This window comes from Rhizobium sp. 2YAF20, from assembly GCF_052114685.1.
Taxonomy (GTDB): Bacteria; Pseudomonadota; Alphaproteobacteria; order Rhizobiales; family Rhizobiaceae; genus Rhizobium.
In genome coordinates, this window is the sequence record NZ_JBFRFF010000009.1 from 112,107 (window position 1) to 134,544 (window position 22,438).

Consider the following 22,438-nt stretch of genomic DNA (forward strand, 5'->3'; position numbering starts at 1 on the left):
CGAAGTAGGGGTGGGTTCTATGCTCGGTTTCTTCTTCGGCTTCAACATGCGGCTCGGCCGGCTGCACTATTTCCTCTGCAGCCTTGGCCTCGGCGTCTTCATTGCGGCGATTGTTTTTTCGATGTTCGCCTTCGTCTTCCGCAATGGCGCTCACGGAACGATGCCGTCAGCAAGTGGGCTGCTGATACCGGCACTCTTCTTCATTCTCGTTGTCTTGTGGGTCAACACCAGCCTGATGTCGATGCGGATCCGCGATATCGGCTGGAACCCCGCCTATGTCGTTCCGGTCTGGCTGCTGATCTTCTTCGTCGACGCCTTCGTCGCCTTCGAGATCCCAGCCTTCGGCGTCCCCAATGGCCACCAAACCATCGTCGGCGGCCTGGTCAATCTTGGTCTTTCTCTCGCTTTGCTCTTCTGGCCGGGCAGTTCCTATGACAGCTCGACGCCAACCTTTAGCGAGCCCCGCCGCGCAAGAACCGAACCTTATACCCCAGCGCCGCCGGCGCCAGCCCCCTCAGCGTCGATTGCAAGAGCAAGCTCCGGCAGATCGACGTTCGGCCAGCGCGGGCGGTGAAGTGGAAGCACCTTCTTCCCTCGTGGAGAAGGTGCCCGAAGGGCATATGAGGGGGCCTCCGCATATCATTCATTCGGAAATCCGTTGCCGTCGGTCAGGAGAATAGAAGCGGAGAACATCATCCCTTTCAGGAAATTTTCCCTCAAGCGCTGCCGGTATCGTATCCAGTACCGCGCGCCGTTCGGCAAGCACCTCGTGGTTTCAAAACCGCAGCACTGAACATTTGCGCCCCTCATCCGACCCTTTGGACCACCTTCTCCACGAGGGGAGAAGGAGACCGTGCCACACGGACGCTGTCCTCTTGAACCTCTGTCTATTGCGTGAATAGTGAAGGTATTCTCTCAAAGATTGAAACTGTCCGTTTTTCGGAGCAGGTGGCCCACCCCTTCTCCTCTCTGGGAGAAGGCGCCAGAAGGGCGGATGAGGTGGCAGTAAGGGTGGCACCGGAAGGCATTCTTACACCCTCGCCGGAGGGTCGGGTCGGCACGTGGTGCCGGTGTGGGGTGATTTTCCGAGACACCCAAGGATCACCCCCCGCCCGCGCGTTCCGCGCGACCTCCCCCATCAAGGGGAAGGTAAGGCCCCGTCCTCCATCGCCCGTGCCATCTCGGCCAGTTTGCGTACCGTGTTCAAATTTCGTGCGGTACCCGGCCTCAGCGCCGGCAGCTTGAGTTTGGAGCGGCCGGAGCCGTTGGGGAAGTGGATGTAGATCTCCCGGCCGATGATCCTGACCTCCTCGCCGTCAGGCGCGACAAGCTTTTCGAGCGCGTCCGCGGGCGGCGGCTCGGCCAGGAACGTGACGAGCAGATAGTTCGGCTTGGCATGCGGAAAAGGCGAGCCGGCGGCTGCGGTCGCAATTTCCCCGGCGCTGCGAAGAAGCACGCCTGGCGGCTTGCCCATCCGCTCGGTTATGGCCGCCTCGAGCAAACTTTGCACCTTCGTTTCGGGCTCGTCTGAGCGGAACAGCACGTTGCCGCTCTGGATGTAGGTTGCAACGTCTCTAAAGCCCAGCCGCTCGCAGATCGCTTTGAGGCCAGACATCGCAAGCGCGCCAGTGCCCCCGACGTTGACGGCTCGAAGCAGCGCGACATAGACCCGCATGACGCTCCTCCCGATCTCGCTTACATCTTGCCCGCCACCTTGATCGCGAAGCTGTATTCGAAGGCGATTTCCTCAAGCCGCTGGAAGCGTCCGGAGGCTCCGCCATGTCCTGCATCCATGTTTGTCTTGAGAAGGATCGGCGCGCCGCCGGTCGTCTTGTCGCGCAGCTTCGCGACCCATTTCGCCGGTTCCCAATAGGTGACGCGCGGGTCGGTCAGCCCGCCCAGCGCCAGGATCGGCGGGTAGGGCTTTTCGCCGACATTTTCAAAAGGCGAGTAGCTGGCGATATGGTCGTAGGCCTCGCGGCTCTCGATCGGGTTGCCCCATTCCGGCCATTCAGGCGGGGTGAGCGGCAGGGTGTCGTCGAGCATGGTGTTGAGCACGTCGACAAAGGGCACGGCGGCGATGATGCCGGCGAATTTCTCCGGCGCCATGTTTGCGATCGCCCCCATCAGCATGCCGCCGGCCGAGCCGCCCTCGGCGATGATCTTCGCGTAGGACGTGAACTTCTGTTGATTCAGATAATCGGCCGCGGCGATGAAGTCCTTGAACGTATTGGTCTTCTTTTCCATCTTTCCGTCTTCATACCAGGCAAAGCCCTTGTCCTTGCCGCCTCGGATATGGGCAATGGCATAGACGAAGCCGCGGTCGGCAAGCGACAGGCAGTTGGTGTTGAAACCGGCAGGAATGGTCATGCCATAGGCGCCGTAGCCGTAGAGCAGGCATGGTGCCGATCCGTCGAGCGGCGTGTCGCGGCGATAGAGCAGGGTGATCGGCACCTCGACGCCGTCCCAGCCCGGCGCAAAGACGCGGCGGGTGACGTAGTTTTCGGGGTTGTGGCCGGAGGGAACCTCCTGCGTCTTCAAAAGGGTGCGCTCGCGCGTCACCATGTTATAGTCGTAGAGCTGCGACGGCGTCGTCATCGACGAATAGGAAAAGCGGATCACATCCGTGTCGTATTCGGCCGCGCCCTGCAGGCCGAGCGAATAGGCCTCCTCGGCAAAGGCTATGGAATGCTCTTCTCCGCTCACGCGGTCGCGGATGACGATCCGCGGCAGGCCGTCCTTGCGCTCCAGCCAGAGAAGATGGCGGGCAAAGGCCATGTGCGAAAGGATCAGCGTGCCCGGCTTGTGGGCGACGACCTCGCGCCAATGTTCCTTCTCGGGGGTCGCTGCCGGGGCTTCCATGATCTTGAAGTCCTTGGCGCCATCGTCGCTGGTGAGGATGTAGAACACCTCGCCCCCCTCGGTGATCTCGTATTCGATGCCGGTTTCGCGCGCTGCGACGATCTTCGGCTCTGCCGTCAGGTCCTTGGTGGAAAGGATGCGATATTCGCTGGTCTCGTGGTCGTGGATGTCGATGAAGATATAGTCGTCGAGCAGCGAGCCGCCGACGCCCATGAAGAAGCCGGCATCCTCCTCCTCATAGACCAGCCGATCTTCCGATTGCGGCTTTCCGACGATGTGGTGGAAGACCTTCGAGGGGCGATGGTTTTCGTCCAGCGCCGAGTAGAAGAAGCTCTTGCCATCAGGCGCCCAGACGCCGCCGCCGCCGGTATTTTCGAGGACGCCGTCAAGATCCTCGCCGGTCTGAAGATTGCGGACCTTGAGATTGAAATATTCGGACCCCTTATCGTCATAGCCCCAGATGCCGTGGCTGTGGTCGCTGGAGTGGTCGAGGCCGGAAAGCCGGAAATAGGACTTTCCCTCTGCTTCCTTGTCGCCGTCGAGCATCAGCCTGCGCTCCCCGCCATCCCGCGGCTCGCGGAAATACCGCGGCTGTTCGCCGCCGGTGACGTAGAGCGTGCCATAGGCATAGGGCCCATCCTTGACCGGGACCGAGCTGTCGTCTTCCTTGATGCGGCCTTTCATCTCGGCAAAGAGCTGCTTCTGCAGGTCCTTGGTGTCGGCCATGGCGGCGGTCATGTAGACATTTTCGGCGTCGAGATAGGCGCGGATATCCGGGTCGAGGATCGACGGATCCTTGAACATCGCCTGCCAGTTGTCGGCCCGCAGCCAGGCATAGTCGTCGGTGCGCGAAATGCCATGACGCGTGTCGGTGACAGGCCGCTTGGGCGCAATAGGGGCGGCGGGAAGATCCTTGAATATCGACACGGCAATTCGCTTTCTGGGTGATCAACGGTGCTGAAGAGATAGAGAGCGGTGGCAAGCGGATCAAGCGGATTTCCATTGCTAATGTTATGGCCCGCTGTCCGCACGAGCCAAACCTTTCCGTGATCGTCGGCGACTTGCCTTGATGTCACCACATTGTTTAAGAAAGTCCGCAGGTGCTTCAAGAAGTCGAGCCACGCTTTGTCAGGCTATCGCGCCAGGTACGGTCGCTTTGGAGCTTGGAATGACTGAAGGGACTGGCTTACATGTTGAAATCGATTGTCGTTTCACTAGGCGTTGCCTGCGTCGCCACATCCGCCTTTGCGGTTGATACTGCAATCGAGAAGCAGTTGCAGAAGCTCGATCCATCCGAGCGCATGGAACAGAGCTGCGATACGGAAGCGATGAAGCAGATTGCCGACAAGAAGGACGGTTTCAAGCCGGACAAGGTGATCGCCTACACGTTCAGCGACCCCGACATGGGTGAGAACTCCATCAAGGCCCCGGGCGCCGTTTTCCGCAGCAAGGGCGACTGGTATCACCTGACCTACGACTGCGAGACAGGCCCTCAGCACATCCACGTCCGCTCGCTCAGCATCGAGATCGGCAGCAAGGTGCCCCGCGAGGATTGGGGTCCGCACTATCTCTACGATTGATAGGTCGGGCAGGCCGCCGCGCCTTATTTCCGTCGCCTTGGCGCGGGATGGCAGGGCGGTATGGCCGGTCGGTTGATTGGCCTGACCCGACATGCGCTATTTTTCCATTCCGAACGGTGGCCTGATGATGATCCGTCTGCTTCTCTCTTCCGCCATCCTTCTTGCCGCCCTGCCGGCCGCCTTCGCGCAAGACGCCATGTCATCTGCCCGGCCAGCGCCGGCGGCTGCAGAGCCGGTCACAACCGCGTCTCCTATCTCGAAGGTGAAGCTCGTCGAGCCGCACCTGCATGTCACCCGCGTCGGCAAGGGCGCGCCGCGCGTGGCCTTGACGTTCGACGCCTGCATGGGAAAGACGGATACCCGCATCCTGAACACGCTGGTCGAACAGCAGGTCCCGGCGACGATCTTCGTTACGGCCCGCTGGCTGAAAGGCAACCCCGAGGCGCTCGCCACCTTCCTTGCCCATCCCGATCTGTTCGAGCTTGAAGATCACGGGCTCAATCACATCCCCGCCGTCGACCAGCCGACGCTCGTCTACGGCATTCCTGCTGCCGGCTCGCCGGCTGCGGTCGCGCAGGAGGTCAAGGGCGGCGCCGACGCTATGGTGGCGCACGGCATCCCGCAGCCGCGCTGGTTCCGTGGGGCTACGGCGAGATACAGCCCGTCGGCAATCGCCGAGATCAGGGGGATGGGATATCGCATCGCCGGCTATTCGCTGAACGGCGACAGCGGTGCTTCGTTGCCGGCGAAGGTCGTCGAGAAGAATTACGTCTCGGCCAAGGACGGTGACGTGCTGATCTCGCATATCAACCAGCCGACGCATTCCTCCGGTGAAGGCGTCGTCAAGGGTATCCTGGCTCTCAAAGCCCGCGGCGCGCAGTTCGTCCGCCTTCAGGACATCGCCGAGCATGGCGACGACGCGACGACGGAATAGCCTTCCATCGTCGACAATTTTCAAATTGACGTAAAGCCAGTTTCACGGCGCCGGCGTGCGCAATTGTAGTTCAGCCATCGGTCGGCGGAGATGTGGACACCGGCGACGCTGCGATTCCCGGATCGACCAGTGCTGGTGGCGCTACGCCCCAGCGGCAGCGACGCCGAATCCGGCCGCGATGGCAAGCGCATTGTCGTTGAATGAAATCGGCACTCCCGTAAGACACCGCCACCGGCAATCGCAATTCTCTGAAAAGGATTCGCCTGCTGGTTATGTAATTTATAATATATTTCCCAATGATACGACGATAGATCGATAAAGCTTTCGTATCTCGTCGCAAAATCAAAATGACGAATATTTAATTGTCTTGATTTTCAACTTGTTGATTTAATATTAATATTACCTGCATTTATATTGATGCCGTCGCGGACAATTGCGAAAATGCCAAATTTAAACTGAAGTATACTGATAGGTCGTTGCTTTTGCATATCCGAATTGCGTTTCCTAAAAACTCGCGCCGCTGGCACGGAAAGCGCTGGCCTCGTTGTAGGAACCAAACCCTGGCGCCTCGCGGTCGAGTGCGAAATCGTCGAACCAGTCGCGCCGCGTGTCGGCAATCATCGCGCCGACCATCAGCGCCGCCATGAACGACAAGGTGATGCCGTTGCCGCCATAGCCGTAGGCGGCAAGCACGCGCGGCATCTCCGGCACCGGTCCGATGAGCGGCAAGCCGTCCGCAGTTTCGCCGAAGGTGCCGCACCAGCGATAGCCGACCGTCGCATCGGCCTGCGGCCAGAGCTGCTGCAGCTTGCCGCGCAGCATCTCGATCTTGGCCGCCAGCTTGCCGTCGCGGATCGCCGGATCACCGGTCTCATCGTCCTCACCGCCGATGATAATGCGATTGTCGGTCGAAGTGCGCATGTAGAGATAGGGATGGCTGTCCTCCCAGATCAGCGCGCGGTCGCGCCACAGCTGGTCCGGGTCCTGCGGCACGGTTGCCAAGGCCCAGCTTGATCTGGTCTGGTGCAGCTTCGGCATTGGGATTCCCGGCATGCTATATCCGGTCGCAAGCACCACGTGCCTCGCCTCGATGACATATTTGGTGTCGGTCTCGACGATCACGCGATTGCCCTCGGCATGCAGTTGCGTTGCCGACGCCTTGACCAGGTGAGCGCCGCGCTTGACGGCAATCGCCAGCAGTCCCCAGGTGAGCAGCAGCGGATCGGCCTCGGCAGCGCCCGACGACAGGATGCCGCCATCGCGTTCGATCTCGAATTCGGTCATCAGGTATGGATGCGACAGGAACTCGCCGGGCAATCCCGCCCGCTCACGAAACGCCATTTCCCGCTGCAGCTCCCTGACACCGCCGGCATTGCGGGTCAGATAGAGGGTAGACCGGGAACGCAGGCCGCAATGTATGTCGTGCCGCCGGATCAGCTTGGAGAGGCCCGAAACCGCGACGAGACTGCGGCGATAGATCGCCGCCGCCCTGTCGAACCCGTAGTAGAGCGAAAGCTCTGAAAGCTGGGTGTCGATTTCCCACTGCAGCATGGCGGTGCTGGCAGAGGTGCTGGCGAGACCCGGCTCCTCCCGGTCGATGACGCAGACGGAAAGCCCGCGGGCCGTCAGGTGTTCGGCAACCAGTGCGCCGGTAATGCCGCCGCCGATGATGGCGGCATCGAAGGACATGCTCTCGCGCAGCGGATTATACCAGGGATGCAGAGCAGTGCGCCCCCATGGCGAGCGGCCGCTGACCAGCGCATCGTGATCTGTTTCGTAGAGCGGAAGGTCGGTCGGCATTCTGTTTCGAAACTCCTGCGATTATTGATGCGAGGTCACAATAGTCATTTCGGCAGTTGCGGTTGCAGTTTTTCCTCGACGAACAGTTCGTTGATGACCGTCATGACGATCAGTGAGAGCGGCAGCGCCAGCATGGCGCCGACAGGACCCCACATCCAGGTCCAGAAGATGATGGCGACGAAGACAACGAAGGGGTTGAGCTCCAGCTGCCGCCCCATGATCGCCGGAAATATCAGGTTTTCCATCGTTGCGTGGACGCAGAAGAAGGCAGCGGCAGGCACGATACCGATGAGGAAGCTGTCATGCGTCAAAATGCCGGCGATGGCGACCGAGAATGTCATGAGCGTGATGCCGAGGAAGGGCACGAAGCTGGAGAGGAAGGCAAACACCCCCCACAGCGCCGGCACGCTCAGCCCGCCGAAATAGGCGATGATCGTCATGATCACGCCGAGGCCGGCATAGATCAGCGATGCGGTGGCGAAGTAAAAGCCGAGGACTTGTTCGACGGCATTGATGATGCGGATGGCAGCCAGCCGTTCCGACCGGCCCGAAAACGCCATGATGATCGTCTTGCGCAGATGAACCCGCCCGGCAAGGAAAAGCAGCAGCGCCGCAAAGAACACCAGTCCTTGCACGACTGCCGGTGTCAGGTTGGTGGTGACCACGTGGAGGATGCTGCCGGTGTTGTCGAGAAGCACGCCGATCGACATCGGCCCGCTCTGGAATGTCTGCGGCGTGATATGCAGCCATTTGATCCGCTGCATGAAGGGCATCAGCCGGTCGATCGTCTGTTGGACGACATCGGGCCCATCCTTGGCAAGCGACGATAGCGGTCCCGCCAGCGAATTGATCATGATGAAGATGATCAGCGCGACCGAACTCGACAGAAGAACTGCGTTGAGGATGCGCGGCACGCCGAGCTTGCTCAGCTTCTCGGCTAGGAGCCCGAGGATCATGCCGACGACGACAGCGAGTGTCACGGGGATGAGAATGGTCGACATCAGGTAGACACCAGCAATGGCCAGCATCAGGAAAATGCCGATGAGAGCCCATGCGGAAACAATGTCGAGGCCGTCCTTTTCCACCCGGCGGACCGGCGCAGTGCTTTCCATTTGCTCAGTGGCCGCCTTGAGCGAATTGGCCCAGCTGCTTAACCGCATCTCACGCTCTATCGCGATCTTGCGCGCCTGCTTGCGGATGCCGTTGGCGATGCCCATGTTTTTAAAGGTCCCCGGACGCCAGATCGCATCGCCACCCTAACGCGAAAAGCCCCGCCCTGGTTCCGGGGCGAGGCTCTAGCACGCGAAGAAATATTTAGACGGGTTACCTGCTGGATTTCAGCATCAAGCGGTCAGTGTCAGGCCTATGCCCCAGGGGTCCCTCAGCGAGACGCCGCCGTCGCGCTTTTCGGTCTTGATTTCCAGCTCGTCGAGCTTGGCGACGGCCTTGTCGAGCGCCGTCCTGTCGTTGAAACGCAGGGTGTAGTCGGAAAGCCCGGTCATGTCCTGATCCCTGGCGCCGGCGCCGTGGCTGTTCCAGATGTTGGCGCCGAGATGGTGATGGTAGTCGCCGGTCGCAAAGAAGCTCGCGCCGTTATAACGCGCTGCCATCAGCTTCATGCCCAGCACGTCGCGGTAGAAAGCGTTCGCCTGCGGGATATCGCCGACCTGCAGATGCAGGTGACCGATCGCCGTACCGTCGACCATGCCTTCCCAGTGATCCTGCGGCGCACTCTCGTAAAGCGCCTGGAGGTCGAGCCTGAGCGTCGCCATGTCGACGGTACCGTCCTCGTGGAATTTCCACTGCTCGTGCGGCCGGTCGGCATAGATTTCGATGCCGTTGCTTTCGGGGTCAGACAGATAGATCGCCTCGCTGACAAGATGGTCCGAAGCCCCCTCGAGCACGACATTGTTGTTGGCCGCGTGCCGCAGCCAGCGGGCAAGCTCGGGCCGGCTCGGCATCAGGAAGGCGGTGTGGAACAGGCCGGCCGCCGATTGCGGCGCGCGCCGCGCCTGGCGGTCCGTCGTCAGCGTCAAGAGCGGCACGCCGCCGACGCCGAGGATTTCGCCGCTCGCCGTCTTTTCGACGACTGCAAGACCCAGCATCTTCTGATAGAAGCTTGAAACCAGCGCAAGGTCGCTGACGATCAGATGCGAATGGCCGATATAGGCAGGACGGGTCAATGCATAAGACGGTGTGGTTTCGGTCATGCCTTCAGGCTCCAATTTCTCGAATGTTAATCGAAACGGCGGCAAAAATGCCGCCAATGGCAGCACGGAAAATCTGCCCTGCGCAGATAGTTTCCCTGCCACTGTACCTGGCTTCTATATGGCGGATTTGGATTGTTCACAGAAGTCCAGATTTTGACGATGAAGCGTGCACTCCATGTTGACAATCTCTCAAGGAAGATTTGAACTTGTTCGGATGCGAGGATCGCAGTCGGAGTATAATGCGGCCGGCGGATGGAACAGGTCGCCCAAAACGTCCGGAAGATATGGAGCGGGGGAATGTACAAGAAGATCATCGTGGCGGTGGACATGAGCGCCTTCGGCAAGGCGCAGCACACGCTGCAGCGTGCAGCGGCCCTTTCCGATGATGGCGGCGAGATTATCGTGCTCCATGTTGTCGAGGATGTGCCGAACTATATCATCATCGACGTACCGCAGGAGCTGGTGACCGACGCGATCAGGAATGCGGAGGAGAAGCTGGTCGGCCTTTGCCGTACGATGAAACTGACCGCCTTCGTCGACATCCGCACCGGCCCGCCGGCATCATGCATCCTCGCAGCCGCAGAAGAGCACCAGGCCGATCTGGTCATCGTCGCCTCGCATGTACCCAACATCTCAAACTATTTCTTCGGCGCCACCGCCGACCGGGTCGTGCGTCACGCCAAATGCTCCGTTCTTGTCGAGCGGCGTTGACGGGCGGGGGCGCATCCGTTTTCCCCCGCCTACCTGAAGGCCACCTCCAGGTGTTGGCGGTCTTGTGCGATCACCTGGCAGTTCGCTTCGAACCCGTCCGCCTCTATCGAGAGAATAAACTCCGAAGGAATGCCGAGTGAGTTGTAGACCGATATGCTGGCGCTGTCCGAGCCGAGCGATTTGACGGTGCAGTCCATGGTCGAGCGTCGATCGTTGAAAATGATCGACCCGGCCTTCAAGACCCGTCGTCGTTGAGCCATCGTGCTGTCTGCAGGGCTCGAACCCCACAACACGCAACGATTCCGTCCCTGGTGTTTGGCTTGATACATTGCAGCATCTGCCTGGGCCAGCAGGGTCTCGATGCCCTCGCCGACGATCGAGAGTGCCGAGATCCCGAGGCTCGCCGTTACCTTCAGCGAACCGAAACCGCCGCGAATGAGCTGTGAGGAGATAGCCGTTTTCACTTTCTCGGCGACCACGATTGCGCCGTCCCGGTTGACATGCGGCAGCACGATCGCGAACTCCTCGCCCCCGAGACGACCAAAAAGATCGCCTGCTCTGAGCGTTGTCTTGCAGACCGACGCTACAGCTTTCAGAACTTCGTCTCCTGCAGCATGTCCATAGGTGTCGTTCACCTGCTTGAAATGGTCGATGTCGAGGACAATGCACGACAGGCCAAGCTGGTGGCGCAGGGCGAGCGAAACGAGGTGATCGGCACCCTGCTTGAAGGCACGCCGCGTGAGGCCCCCGGTCAGGCTATCGGTTGCCGCCGATTGCTGCAGCTCGATGCGGTCCATCGCTGCCCCTGCCAATTCCTGGAGAACGCCAAGGTCCCTGCCGGTAAACGACCTCGGCTTGCGATCGATCGCACATACCGTTCCGATTGCATATCCCGCCCGCGTCTTCAGCGGTACGCCCGCATAAAACCGGATATGGTTCTCGCCGGTCACTGCCGGATGATGAGCAAACCGCGGATCGAGCGTTGCATCCTGCACGACGATCGGCTCCTCACAATCCACGACGTGGCGGCAGAAGGTTTCTTCACGCGGTACCTCGGTGGATAAGAGGCCCGAGCAGGCCTTGTACCATTGGCGGTGCGCGTCGATGAGGGAAATGAGGCCGATGTCAATCGCAAAGATGGCCCTTATCAGCCGCACAATCCGCTCGAAGCCTTCATCTCTTGGGGTGTCGAGAAGATCCAGTTGTTCCAGCGCAGCCAGGCGATCCTTTTCGCGCTGCATTGTGGCAGATGAGGATCTTCCAAATGATAGTGCAACCATAATTTAGTACCCATTCAAAAAGCAACCGAATTATGCGGTACATAAATTAACAAGCAATTGAGTGCGGCGGCTGCCCCAAATGGCCGTTCCCGGCACAGGCACCGGCCCATTCACGAAGATTTACCGGCCGCAGCTGTGGCATTTGTTGCGCCCTTCCGGCAGAGGTGCGACGATCGCCCGTGACCAATCAACTGGATGAAACGATCAATTGGATGGGGCGGCATGAAGGAGTTCAATGGCGTTCGCTGGGCTTATGATCGCTACGAGGTGATTGTCGATGGCATCGTCAACGGTGTCGGTGTGGTCTTCGCCTTGATCGGCGCGACGGTGCTGATCTTTTATGCGACGGTCTGGAGTTCCTATGGCGAGATCGCGGCAGCATGGATCTATGGTGTCGGCCTCGTGCTGACCCTTGCCATGTCGTTTTCCTATAACATCTGGCCCGTTTCGCGGACGAAATGGATATTGCGGCGTTTCGACCACTCGGCGATCTTCGTGCTGATCGCCGCGACCTACACGCCCTTCCTGCAACGGGGCTCCGACGATCCGCTGCTGTTTGCTATGCTGATTGCCATTTGGCTGTTTGCCGCCATGGGCATCGTGCTCAAATGCTTTTTCCCCGGTCGTGGCGACAAGGTGGCGATCCTGCTCTATCTCGCCATGGGCTGGAGCGGCGTGCTGGTCGCCAGGCCGGTCGCGACGCATATCCCCTATGCCTCGATGCTGTTGATCGTAATCGGCGGAGTGATCTATTCGCTCGGCGTCATCTTCCACGTCTGGGAAAAGCTGCGCTTCCAGAACGCCATCTGGCACGGCTTCGTCGTCGCGGCCGCCGCGGTCCACTATTCGGCGGTTCTGACGTGCTTCAGCGCATGATGCCGAAAAGCTAGCCGGTCGCCGAAAAACCTTTGGTCAGCTGTGTGCTGCTGATGCATTTCTCGGTCGGGTGCAGGCTGCGCGCCAGCCGCATGACGACGGCGTCATAGCGCTGCATGGCGGATTTGGGATAGTCCATCTGGAAGAAGGCGGCGCCGCCGTTGCACAACGCCACGCCGCGGACATAGACGATGCGGTCCTGCCGGACGCCTGAAAAGCTCATGCCCCGCGACGTCGTCTTCGAATAGGAAATCTGCCAGCCGTCGCCCTTGGCAAGCCGCATGCGGATCTTCGCCTCGGTCGAGAAATCTCCATCGAACATATGCGTGCCGAATACCAAGAGCCGTGCCGATTGGTCGGGAGGCGTCAGCGTCAGCCCGTCATTGTTGTCGGAGCGGGCGGCGAGCGCAAATTCCGCGGGCAGCTCGATCGCATAGCCGAAGCGGGTATTGTCATAGGGCCACCATTCAGATGCCGATGCCGGCCCGCTAGAAACGAGCGGGGCTGAAGCAAGCAGAGCTGAAACAAGCAGGATTGCGACAGGACGCGGGAGCATACGGTTTCCAGATGGGAGGATCCGGCCAGCATTATCGCATTTTTCAACGAAAATCTCGCGCCGATTTCACCACCATGCTGATAGCGCCGATTTGTTACCGTTTCATTGCCGCGACGTGCAATGACTAATTTACATAGGCGCAGTCGCGGAGTATCCCGCGGCAAATATTGGCGAGACGGACGAACATCGATGGATAGGACAGTTACCCTGCGTGACGCGACTGAGGGCGATATGCCGGCCGTTCGCGACATCTATAACCATGCGGTCGAGCACACGACTGCGATCTGGAACGAGACGTTGGTCGACGTCAAAAATCGTCTCGAATGGCTGAAGGCTAGACAGGCGAGGGGCTTTCCGGTTCTGGTGGCGGAAAAGGACGGCAGGGTCGCAGGCTATGCCTCCTATGGCGACTGGCGCGCCTTCGACGGCTACCGCCACACCGTCGAGCACTCGGTCTATGTCGACAAGGACCATCGCGGCCTCGGCATTGGCGAGGGGCTGATGCTTGAATTGATCGCCCGCGCCGCAAAGGCCGACATCCACGTGATGATCGCCGGCATCGAAGCCGAAAACGCCGCCTCGATACGTCTCCACAAAAAACTAGGCTTCCGCACCACCGGCACCTTTCAGGAAGTCGGCACCAAGTTCGGCCGCTGGCTGGATTTGACCTGCATGGAACTCAGGATAGAACCGGCCTCGGGGAAATAGGGGGCTGGATACCTATCTCCCCGTTGATGGGGGAGGTCGCGCGGAAAGCGCGGGTGGGGTGACCCTTTGGGTGTCTCAGGAAGTCACCCCACGCCGGCGTGCCGACCGTCCCCATCAAGGGGAGGGTGAGGCCCTCATCCTAGTGGAAATCGCTCTTACCAGGAGACCCGAAGGGCCGTCTCGAACCACCAGGGCTGGCCCCGAGGCCGCTTGCCTGCGCAAAACCGAACAAGCGCCCTCGCCCTTCGAGGCAAGTCTTCGAATTGCACCCTAGGATGAGCGCTCAACGTCTCTGCCCCGGGTCCAGTCGCTCATCATATGCAATTCCCCTGCGATCGCGGGGAGGGTAATTCCGATTATTTCCCCGGTTCGAACACCATCGAATGGCCGTTGATGCAGTAGCGCAGGCCCGTGGGTGGTGGGCCGTCGGGGAAGACGTGGCCGAGATGGGCGTCGCAGGTTCCGCAGCGGATTTCCGTGCGCACCATGCCAAAGGACGTATCCTTGATTTCACGGACGGAATCCGGCGAAACCGCTTCGTAGTAGCTTGGCCAGCCGCAGCCCGCGTCGAATTTCGTGTCGGAGCGAAAGAGCGGTGCATCGCAGCAGACGCAGCTGTAGAGCCCCTTCTCGAACTGGTCCCAATAGGGGCCGGTGAAGGCGCGCTCAGTGCCGTGCTGGCGGGTAACGCGATATTGCTCAGGCGTCAGCTGGTCTTTCCACTCGGCGTCGGTCTTCTCGATTTTCGGCTTGGTCGTCGTCGTGGTCATGAGCGTGATCCTTTCCTCAGCCGTAAAGATAGTGAGCAGGCCTTGCCGAAACAATGTGGCGCATGCCGGGATTAGGCAATAGCGCCCGCTGCCGGCCGACGCGGCACGCGATGCGTTTGAGATGGTTATACCGCGCTTTTTGATTGCCGGCTCTTGAGGCACGCTTTCCTTTGGCTTACTCCGGTCATATACATTCCGCATGATGAATTCTCGTCGATCGCCTCAAATGCGAGGTGCAAAAGGGCGAGCTGCAACAGGGAGACGACATGGCCGGTGCAACGGGCCTGACATTCCTGGTTTTGTGTCTGCCCTTCATCGGCGCGCTGATTGCACCGATCCTCACCCGCATCCTCGGCCACAACGCCGCCTGGCTGTTGGCATTGGCGCCGGGGCTTGCCTTTTTGCATTTCGCCTTCATCCTGCCGGGCATCGCGGCCGGTCAGCCGATCGCGGAGGGCTTCGACTGGGTGCCTGGCCTTGATCTGCGTTTTGCCTGGTTTCTCGACGGCCTATCGACCACCTTCGCGCTGTTGATCACCGGCATCGGCACGTTGATCATTCTCTATTCCGGCGGCTATCTGAAGGGGCACCCGCAGCAGGCCCGCTTCTTCACGTTCATCTTCCTGTTCATGGGATCGATGCTCGGCCTCGTCGTCTCCGACAGTTTTCTCATGCTGTTCGTCTTCTGGGAGCTGACGTCGATCACCTCGTTCCTCTTGATCGGCTTCGATCATGAACGCGAGGCGGCCCGCCGCGCAGCCCTTCAGGCGCTGGTCGTCACCGGCGGCGGCGGGCTGCTGCTTCTGGCCGGCTTGTTGCTGATCTGGCAGGTCACCGGTATCAACCAGCTCTCGACGCTCCTGGCATCGGGCGACATGTTGCGCGCCAGCCCGTTCTATCTCGCGGCGCTGATCCTCATTCTTGGCGGTGCCTTTACCAAGTCGGCGCAGTTTCCGTTTCACTTCTGGCTGCCGAATGCCATGGAAGCGCCGACGCCAGTCTCGGCCTACCTCCATTCCGCCACCATGGTGAAGGCCGGCGTCTACCTGCTGATGCGGCTGAACCCGGTCATGGGCGACACGCCGTCCTGGGCGACCATTCTGCCGGTCTTCGGCGGCACGACGCTGATCGTCGGCACGGTGCTCGCCATCCGCCAGACGGACCTGAAGCTGAAGCTTGCCTATACGACGGTCTCCTCGCTCGGCCTGCTGGTGCTGCTGACGGGTTTCGGTTCCTCCTATGCCATTGAAGCCGCTGTTCTTTATCTCGTCGCCCACTCGCTCTTCAAGGGTGCGCTATTCATGATCGCCGGCATCGTCGACCATGAGACCGGAACCCGCGATATTACCCGGCTGCGCGGTCTCGGCCGCGCCATGCCGCTGACCTTTGCTGCGGGGCTCGCAGCAGCGATCTCGATGGGCGGCTTGCCGCCGTTTTTCGGTTTCCTCGCCAAGGAGGAGATCTACACCGCGCTCGTAGGCGGCGATCTCAGGTCGATCCTGTTCACCGCGGTTGCCATCATCGGCAATGCGCTGATGTTTGCGATTGCCTTCGCAGTCGGGCTGAAGCCGTTCATCGGCTCCGCTGTCGAGAGGCCGCAGCATCCGCACCAAACGCCGGTGCTGCTCTGGGCCGGGCCGGTGGCGCTGTCGTTGCTCGGCCTTGCCGCTGGTCTGCTTTCAGGACTTTGGCATCGCTATATCTCCTCGCCGATGGCAAGCGCCGTCAAGGGCCAGGTGACCGACATTTCGATCTCGCTGATGCCGCATCCGGGGGTGCCGCTTGCCATGTCGGCGCTGACCATCGCGCTCGGCGTCTTTGTCTATTGGAAGCTCGATCGTGCCCGCTATCTCGCCTCTGTTCTGCTGCGCAAGCTTGGCCACGGTCCCAATCACGGTTTTGATGTCTTCATTACAGGCATCGTCGACCTGTCTGGCCGGGTGACGCGCATCCTCCAGCCGGGCCGGCTCCGGATCTACATTACCGTTACCTTCCTCTGCCTTGCCGCGATCCTGCTTCTGCCCCCGGCGCTCTACGGCGAATTCCCCGCCATGCCCGATTGGCCGAGCCAGATTCCCTGGCACGAGCAAGCGATATTCCTCATCGCCGTTGTCGGACTTGGTGCCGTCATCGCCGCCGGTGACCGGCTGACGGCCATCGTCTCGCTCGGCATCCAGGGCTTCGCGCTGGCCCTGATCTTCCTTTCGTTCGGTGCTCCCGATCTCGCCTTCACCCAGTTCATGGTGGAGACGCTCTCGGTCGTCATCCTGACACTGGTCATGACCCGGCTGAAACTGTCTCCCGCCGACCGCCGCCCGCGGGCAAGGATGCTCGGCGATGCGATGATTGCCATCGCCTGCGGTCTCGGCTTCACGCTGCTGCTCATGAGGGCGACCGACGCGCCGTTTGACGCGAGGCTATCTGACTTCTTCAACCACTACTCGAAGCTGATCGCCCACGGCCAGAATGTCGTCAACGTCATCATCGTCGACTTCCGCGGCACGGACACACTGGGCGAAATCGCCGTCGTCACGGTCACGGGGCTCGCAATCCTGGCGCTGATCCGTGTGCGCGCCGGCACGGCCCGCAAACTCGTCGACAACGATCCGTACCGAGCGGAGGAGAGGCTATGATGTCTGGTATAGATATTCTCTCACCCCGCATCTGCCGCACCACACCCTCATCCGCCCTGCCGGGCATCTTCTCTTTACGGGGGAGAACGGGGAGCAAGCGGGTGCCTCTTTCCCCTTCTCTCCTCGGGGAGAAGGTGCCCGAAGGGCGGATGAGGGGGCCTTTTGGTACACGGCTCTCCACGGGCAAAACTCCGGGAGCATACCGCCGATGAACACGCTGATTTTCCGCACAGCCGCCCCGTTCCTCACCGCCCTGATGCTGCTCTTCTCAGTATTCGTACTGTTGCGCGGACATAACGAGCCGGGCGGTGGCTTCATCGGCGGGTTGATTGCCGCCTCGGCCCTGGCGATCTATGGCATTGCCTGCGGCGTGCAGGCGGTGCGCAGCGCGATCATCCTTCATCCCCTGGCGATTGCCGGTTTCGGCCTGCTTGCCTCGACGCTGGCCGGGCTGCTGTCGGTGGTCTTTGCCGTGCCCTTCATGACCGGATTGTGGGTCTACCCCGAGATATTCGGCATTGAGGTTCCATTGTCCAGCGTCCTGCTGTTCGATGTCGGCGTCTATCTGGTGGTCGCCGGCTCCATCACCTCGATTGCGCTGGCGCTCGAAGAACGGGAGGTTGATTGATGGAGCCAGTCTTTGCAATCCTCGTCGGACTGTTCTTTGCCGCCGCCATCTATCTAATGCTGTCGAGGGTCACCATTCGCATCATGCTGGGCGTCGCCATCCTCGGCAATGCCGTCAACCTCCTGCTCTTCACCGCCGGCCGCGTGACTCGGGAAATACCCCCGATCATCCCCGATGGCCTCGATACTTTGCCGGCGGGCGCCGCCAATCCGCTGCCGCAGGCGCTGATCCTGACGGCGATCGTCATATCCTTCTCGCTCCTCACCTTCCTGCTGGTTCTGACCTATCGGGCCTATCAGGACCTTGAGACCGACAATACCGACGAGATGCGCTTCTCCGAACCCGAAGACCGGCCGCTTCCTCCGATGGGGTATTGAGATGGCGATAGAAAACGCGGCGCATCGGCAGATGGCGACCACCCCCTCAAGGTCAGGGCAACTGCATATGGGCGGCGGATTGGCGGCAGCCCACACCAGCCCTCATGGTGAGGAGCCACGAAGGGCCGTCTCGAACCACGAGCGCTGGCTTCAGGGCCGCCGCTTGTCTGCCCAAGACCGAACACATCGGCGCGAGCGCCTTCGTCCTTCGAGGCAATTCTTCGAATTGCACCTCAAGATGAGGGCTCAACCTCCCAGCCGCGGGTTCTGCAACTTTTCATTTGCAATTGCCCTGCTATTGAAAGGGACGGTCGGCACGCAGGGCTGGGGTGGGTTGATCCCAGCGACATCCAAAAGTCGCCCCCGCCCGCAGCTTTGCTGCGACCTCCCCCATCAAGGGGGAGGTGGAGAGCAATGAGCGCGCCCTTGGACAAGATCGTCGATCTCTCGGCCGCGATGCTAACGGCGCCAGTGCCGCCGGCCCATTGGCTGGTCATCCTGCCGGTGGCGCTGTGCCTCGTGCTCGGCGCGGCGCTGATGATGCTACGCGGTCGGGCGGTACTTCAGGCCTATATCGCTGTTCCCGGCCTTGCCGTGCTGGCGGTGATCGATGCCGCGCTGCTTCATGAGGTCTGGACCGAGGGGCCGGTGACGATGGTGATGGGGCGCTGGCTGCCGCCGTTCGGCATTGCGTTTACCGCCGACCTTCTCGGCGCATCCATGGCATTGGCGGGCGCGATCGCAGCCTTTGCCGGCGGCCTCTACGCGCTGTCCGACGTCTCGCCCAGCGGCAGGCGCTACGGGTTCTTTCCGTTTCTGCTGCTGCTGATGGCCGGCGTCACCGGCGCGTTCCTGACGGGTGATGTCTTCAATCTCTACGTCTGGTTCGAGGTGCTGCTGATCTCGTCCTTTGGCCTGCTGATCCTCGGCTCGGAACGCGAACAGATCGACGGCGCGCTGAAATATGCCGTGCTGAACCTGATCGCGACGACGCTCTTCCTCGTCGCCATCGGCTATCTCTACGCGATCTTCGGCACGCTCAACATGGCCGATATCGCCACCAAGGCAAAGGCCGTGCGCGGCTCGGCGCCGCTGATGACGCTGGCCTCGCTTTTCCTCATCGCCTTCGCCATGAAGGCGGCGGCCTTCCCGGTGAATTTCTGGCTGCCCGCCTCCTACCACACGCCGCGCATCGTCGTTTCCGCACTGTTTGCCGGCCTTTTGACCAAGGTGGGCATCTATGCGCTGATTCGCGTTTTGGTCATGCTCCTGCCCGTCGAACGCGGTAATCTCAGCCTGCTGATTGCCATTGTCGGAGCCGCGACAATGATATCGGGCGCGCTCGGCGCGCTGGCGGAAAGCGATGTCAGGCGCATGTTCGGCTATGTCGTGATATCGGGCATCGGCAACATGCTGGCGGGCATAGCGCTCGGCAGCGTCGAGGGCGTCGGCGGTTCGATCTTCTACGCGCTGCACTCGATCGTGCTGATGACGGCGCTCTATATGGCGGCGGGGCAGGCGGCGCGGCTCGGCGGCAGTTTCGCGCTATCCGACCTCTCCGGCCTGTGGCGGCAAAACTATCTGTTCGCCGGCTTGTCGCTCATCCTTTTCCTCGCCGCTTGCGGCCTGCCGCCGTTTTCCGGCTTCTGGGCGAAGGTGATTCTGGTGAAGGCAGCGCTCGACAGCAGCGCTTGGTGGCTGGCGGGAACCATCCTCTTTACCGGGTTCCTGACCACCATCGCCTTCGGCCGCGTCTTTCTCTTTGCCTATTGGCGGCCGGCAAACATCCAAATGAGAACCTCGCTTGGTGCTGCTGCGGCACCAAATCCGCAAGTGACCTGGCAGGCGGGGCTGCCGCTGTTGCTGTTGACCACGCTCGTCGTCGGGTTCGGCCTTTTTCCCGAGGCACTGTTGCGCCTGACGCAGCTTGCCGCCGCCGACCTCCTTGATCCCACCGCCTACCTGCATTCGGTCTTCCCGGGAGGTGCGTCATGATCCTCTTCGTCTTCAACCTTTTGCTCGCAATCGTCTGGATCGCCGTCACCGGCAGCGCCTCGTTCCTCAATCTCGTCTTCGGCTTCATCCTTGCGTCCGCGGTGCTCGGCGTTGTCAGGGAGCCCTATGCGGGCATCGTCTATTTGCGTCGCGGCTATCGGATAGCGGTGCTCTTCCTGGTTTTTCTCAAGGAGCTCGCAAGGTCCGCCTGGGCCGTCGCAGTGACCGTGATGAGCCCTCGCATGGCCATCAGACCCGGGATATTTGCCTTTCATCTGACCGTTGACCGCGACTTCGAGATCACCTTACTTGCCAACCTGATCACACTGACGCCGGGCACGCTTTCCGTCGACGTCTCCGATGATCGAAAGATCCTCTACGTTCACGCGCTGCACTGCTCCGATCCGAATGCCGCCAGGCGCGCCATTGCCGAGGGTTTCGAGCGCCGAATCCTGGAGGCCTTTCGATGAGCGCAGCACCTGCCATCGTCTCTGTGGCTATTAACCTGTCGTTGGCGGTCCTCAGCCTTGCCTTCCTGCTGACGGTCTATCGCGTGGTCATCGGTCCGACGCTGCCCGACCGGGTGCTGGCACTCGACATGCTGACTGCAATCGCCATCGGCTTCATCGCCGTCATGGCGGTCAAGACCGGGTTCACCCTCTATATCGATATCGCGATCTCGCTCGGTCTCGTCGGCTTTCTGGCCACGGTCGCCTTTGCGCGTTTCATTCTGACACATGGCGGCGAGCAAGCTGCGGGTCAGGCGCTGCCGTCCGACGCGGCAACCAGGAGAGCGGCTGGCGCGAAAGGCACTTCGCGCAAGACCGGTCCTGGGAAGAAAGGCGACCGGAAGAGGAAGGGAAAGAAATAATGGATATCGTTGTTGCGGTCGTTGTCTCGGTGTTGCTGCTCGGCGGGTCGCTTTTCTGCCTGGTGGCCTCAGTGGGAATCATCCGCCTGCCTGATATTTACAGCCGGATGCACGCGGCCTCAAAAGCCGGGACAGTTGGATCAGGTCTTCTACTGCTGGCGGCGGGAATTCATGCACAGGATTTTTCGACACTTGCTCGCGCTCTGGCCGGTTTCCTGTTTTTCATCTTGACCGCGCCTATTTCAGCCCATCTTCTAGCCAAAACGGCCCATAAGGCTGGCTATTTCCTCTCGACATTATCGGTTCGCGACGATCTAAAGTGAAAAATGCGGACCGCGCGATAGAAACGACTATTCGCTCCCTGTCAATGTTGCTTGCAAAATGAATACAAAATTCGAAACTTAATTACTTTTTCTGAATATGACGGCGTTTAGCCAAGAAATGGTAGAAATAATAACTGGACTTTCTCCGAAAGAGTGGTAATCCAGGTTCAAGTAGTGTTTTGATGTTTGAGTTAGTCTCAACCGAATTTAAGTTTGCAGTGCTTTGGTTTTTCTTCAAGCAAAAGCAGAGCAAACTTTCTTAAGGTTTTCAGATAGCGTCCAAAGGGCCGCTTCTGCTGATTCTGCCATCAAACGGTACAAGAGCAGGTTTCATCGCTCGAAGTCTAGGGGTGGACTTCGTGTTGTGCACAACATGGCGGTGAACGCCCTCCCTCTTTGCCGAAACTGCGACGAATACAGGCAGGTCGTTTTAAAGGCGAACTGCCTAGGCAAGCCTATGAACAGGAGAACACAATGACAGATATGGCTCTTGGCAGCGGGTCGGATTTACTGGTTGAACTGACGGCTGACATCGTTGCCGCCTATGTGAGCAATCATGTTGTTCCGGTTAGCGACCTCGCGAATTTGATTTCAGACGTCCATTCGGCATTGAGCAACACGTCGACGCCGGCACCGGCGGTTACCGTGGTAGAAAAGCAGAAGCCGGCGGTTTCTGTTCGCAAGTCCGTCCAGGACGATCAGATCACCTGCCTGGAATGCGGCGGCAGCTTCAAGTCCTTGAAGCGCCATCTTATGACACATCACACGCTCTCACCGGAAGAGTATCGCGAAAAATGGGATCTCCCAGCCGACTATCCCATGGTCGCACCTGCCTATGCGGAAGCGCGTTCGCGCCTCGCCAAGGAAATGGGTCTCGGTCAGCGCCGCAAGCGCGGCAAATAACAGATCCATTGACGCTGCATACATGATGAAAGCCGGGCCATTGCGCCCGGCTTTTGCTTTTTCTCGATATGCCTCGCGATAGGGCGCTAGCCAAGAGAGGAAAATAATCCCATATAAGCCAATTGTGAGGTTCGACGTCGAAGCCGGGGATGGATCCGTGCTGATATCAACCCTTCAGGCCATAGAGAAGGCCGCCGCCGCGGGCCTCGTCATCCGCAACCGGGCGCGGCTGACGCTCGCGCCGGCGGCGCGTCGTTGCCGAGAGCGAGGAGACGTTTATCGCCCGGCATGCCGATATCGTCACCGCAACCGCAACCGCAAGGTCGAGGGCGTGCGGCAATCGGTGTGTGCCGACCGTCCCCATCAAGGGCAGGGTGTTCGATGCCTCACCATAGCCTTCCGTGTTCAAATTGACGGGAGA

At 60.4% G+C, this 22,438-nt stretch carries 23 protein-coding genes; 14 read left to right on the forward strand and 9 right to left on the reverse strand.

Translation table 11 applies throughout. The features are described 5' to 3' along the window. Positions 1–19 precede the first annotated feature (19 nt). Positions 20–574 (forward strand): DUF805 domain-containing protein, encoded by a 555-nt coding sequence (locus AB4Z52_RS14240; protein ID WP_442218573.1) that lies wholly within the window; start codon positions 20–22, stop codon positions 572–574. A gap of 564 nt (positions 575–1,138) precedes the next feature. Here the strand turns inward: AB4Z52_RS14240 and AB4Z52_RS14245 are convergent. Next, positions 1,139–1,675: a DUF1697 domain-containing protein gene (locus AB4Z52_RS14245; RefSeq protein ID WP_442218574.1), complete on the reverse strand. Its 537-nt coding sequence runs from the start codon at positions 1,673–1,675 to the stop codon at positions 1,139–1,141. Positions 1,676–1,695: 20 nt separating this feature from the next. Beyond that, a complete protein-coding gene (locus tag AB4Z52_RS14250; protein ID WP_442218575.1) occupies positions 1,696–3,789 on the reverse strand; it encodes a S9 family peptidase in 2,094 nt (697 codons plus the stop codon). A gap of 263 nt (positions 3,790–4,052) precedes the next feature. Here AB4Z52_RS14250 and AB4Z52_RS14255 point away from each other — a divergent pair, with 263 nt between their 5' ends. Beyond that, positions 4,053–4,442 carry a DUF930 domain-containing protein gene (locus tag AB4Z52_RS14255; protein WP_442218576.1) on the forward strand — a complete coding sequence of 130 codons (390 nt, stop codon included), beginning with the start codon at positions 4,053–4,055 and terminating at the stop codon, positions 4,440–4,442. 127 nt (positions 4,443–4,569) lie between these two features. Then, positions 4,570–5,376: a polysaccharide deacetylase family protein gene (locus AB4Z52_RS14260; RefSeq protein WP_442218634.1), complete on the forward strand. Its 807-nt coding sequence runs from the start codon at positions 4,570–4,572 to the stop codon at positions 5,374–5,376. 504 nt (positions 5,377–5,880) lie between these two features. On the opposite strand, the gene AB4Z52_RS14265 is transcribed toward AB4Z52_RS14260, so the two are convergent. From AB4Z52_RS14265 to AB4Z52_RS14275, 3 genes are all read right to left on the reverse strand, one after another. After that, positions 5,881–7,176, reverse strand: a complete 1,296-nt coding sequence (locus AB4Z52_RS14265; protein ID WP_442218577.1) for an NAD(P)/FAD-dependent oxidoreductase — start codon at positions 7,174–7,176, stop codon at positions 5,881–5,883. A gap of 44 nt (positions 7,177–7,220) precedes the next feature. Continuing rightward, a complete protein-coding gene (locus tag AB4Z52_RS14270; protein ID WP_442218578.1) occupies positions 7,221–8,393 on the reverse strand; it encodes an AI-2E family transporter in 1,173 nt (390 codons plus the stop codon). Between the two features lie 126 nt (positions 8,394–8,519). Then, the gene (locus tag AB4Z52_RS14275; RefSeq protein ID WP_442218579.1) at positions 8,520–9,386 is read right to left on the reverse strand and encodes a VOC family protein; all 867 of its coding nucleotides are present in this window, start codon (positions 9,384–9,386) and stop codon (positions 8,520–8,522) included. Between the two features lie 297 nt (positions 9,387–9,683). Here AB4Z52_RS14275 and AB4Z52_RS14280 point away from each other — a divergent pair, with 297 nt between their 5' ends. Continuing rightward, on the forward strand, positions 9,684–10,097 hold the full coding sequence (locus tag AB4Z52_RS14280) for a universal stress protein (RefSeq protein ID WP_442218580.1): 414 nt from the start codon (positions 9,684–9,686) through the stop codon (positions 10,095–10,097). Positions 10,098–10,126: 29 nt separating this feature from the next. Here AB4Z52_RS14280 and AB4Z52_RS14285 read toward each other — a convergent pair whose 3' ends face one another. Beyond that, positions 10,127–11,380, reverse strand: coding sequence for a diguanylate cyclase (locus AB4Z52_RS14285; RefSeq protein WP_442218635.1), 1,254 nt, complete (start codon positions 11,378–11,380; stop codon positions 10,127–10,129). Between the two features lie 219 nt (positions 11,381–11,599). On the opposite strand from AB4Z52_RS14285, the gene trhA reads away from it, so the two are divergent. After that, positions 11,600–12,253 (forward strand): PAQR family membrane homeostasis protein TrhA, encoded by a 654-nt coding sequence (gene trhA / locus AB4Z52_RS14290; protein WP_442218581.1) that lies wholly within the window; start codon positions 11,600–11,602, stop codon positions 12,251–12,253. Between the two features lie 10 nt (positions 12,254–12,263). Here the strand turns inward: trhA and AB4Z52_RS14295 are convergent, their stop codons facing one another. Then, complete coding sequence (locus AB4Z52_RS14295) at positions 12,264–12,809, reverse strand: hypothetical protein (protein WP_442218582.1); 546 nt, start codon at positions 12,807–12,809, stop codon at positions 12,264–12,266. A 189-nt stretch (positions 12,810–12,998) separates the two neighbouring features. Between AB4Z52_RS14295 and AB4Z52_RS14300 the strand changes: the two genes are divergently transcribed. Next, complete coding sequence (locus AB4Z52_RS14300; protein WP_442218583.1) at positions 12,999–13,517, forward strand: GNAT family N-acetyltransferase; 519 nt, start codon at positions 12,999–13,001, stop codon at positions 13,515–13,517. Between the two features lie 356 nt (positions 13,518–13,873). On the opposite strand, the gene msrB is transcribed toward AB4Z52_RS14300, so the two are convergent. Next, positions 13,874–14,287: a peptide-methionine (R)-S-oxide reductase MsrB gene (msrB, locus tag AB4Z52_RS14305; protein WP_442218584.1), complete on the reverse strand. Its 414-nt coding sequence runs from the start codon at positions 14,285–14,287 to the stop codon at positions 13,874–13,876. A 266-nt stretch (positions 14,288–14,553) separates the two neighbouring features. Between msrB and AB4Z52_RS14310 the strand changes: the two genes are divergently transcribed. The 8 genes from AB4Z52_RS14310 to AB4Z52_RS14345 all read left to right on the forward strand — a co-directional run bounded on the left by AB4Z52_RS14310 (position 14,554) and on the right by AB4Z52_RS14345 (position 22,017). Next, a complete protein-coding gene (locus AB4Z52_RS14310) occupies positions 14,554–16,920 on the forward strand; it encodes a putative monovalent cation/H+ antiporter subunit A (protein ID WP_442218585.1) in 2,367 nt (788 codons plus the stop codon). Positions 16,921–17,128: 208 nt separating this feature from the next. After that, the gene (locus AB4Z52_RS14315; RefSeq protein WP_442218586.1) at positions 17,129–17,548 is read left to right on the forward strand and encodes a Na(+)/H(+) antiporter subunit B; all 420 of its coding nucleotides are present in this window, start codon (positions 17,129–17,131) and stop codon (positions 17,546–17,548) included. Continuing rightward, entirely contained in the window at positions 17,548–17,925 is a 378-nt protein-coding gene (locus tag AB4Z52_RS14320; protein ID WP_442218587.1) for a Na+/H+ antiporter subunit C, read from the forward strand. Before AB4Z52_RS14315 ends, AB4Z52_RS14320 begins: the two co-directional genes overlap by 1 nt. 414 nt (positions 17,926–18,339) lie before the next feature. Beyond that, positions 18,340–19,920 (forward strand): Na+/H+ antiporter subunit D, encoded by a 1,581-nt coding sequence (locus tag AB4Z52_RS14325; RefSeq protein ID WP_442218588.1) that lies wholly within the window; start codon positions 18,340–18,342, stop codon positions 19,918–19,920. Next, entirely contained in the window at positions 19,917–20,390 is a 474-nt protein-coding gene (locus AB4Z52_RS14330) for a Na+/H+ antiporter subunit E (RefSeq protein WP_442218589.1), read from the forward strand. Before AB4Z52_RS14325 ends, AB4Z52_RS14330 begins: the two co-directional genes overlap by 4 nt. Continuing rightward, complete coding sequence (locus AB4Z52_RS14335) at positions 20,387–20,791, forward strand: cation:proton antiporter (RefSeq protein WP_442218590.1); 405 nt, start codon at positions 20,387–20,389, stop codon at positions 20,789–20,791. Before AB4Z52_RS14330 ends, AB4Z52_RS14335 begins: the two co-directional genes overlap by 4 nt. Then, positions 20,788–21,114 (forward strand): monovalent cation/H(+) antiporter subunit G, encoded by a 327-nt coding sequence (gene mnhG, locus AB4Z52_RS14340; protein ID WP_442218636.1) that lies wholly within the window; start codon positions 20,788–20,790, stop codon positions 21,112–21,114. Before AB4Z52_RS14335 ends, mnhG begins: the two co-directional genes overlap by 4 nt. Before the next feature lie 474 nt (positions 21,115–21,588). Continuing rightward, positions 21,589–22,017, forward strand: coding sequence for a MucR family transcriptional regulator (locus AB4Z52_RS14345; protein WP_442218591.1), 429 nt, complete (start codon positions 21,589–21,591; stop codon positions 22,015–22,017). A 166-nt stretch (positions 22,018–22,183) separates the two neighbouring features. Here AB4Z52_RS14345 and AB4Z52_RS14350 read toward each other — a convergent pair whose 3' ends face one another. Then, complete coding sequence (locus AB4Z52_RS14350; RefSeq protein ID WP_442218592.1) at positions 22,184–22,426, reverse strand: hypothetical protein; 243 nt, start codon at positions 22,424–22,426, stop codon at positions 22,184–22,186. Positions 22,427–22,438 lie beyond the last annotated feature (12 nt).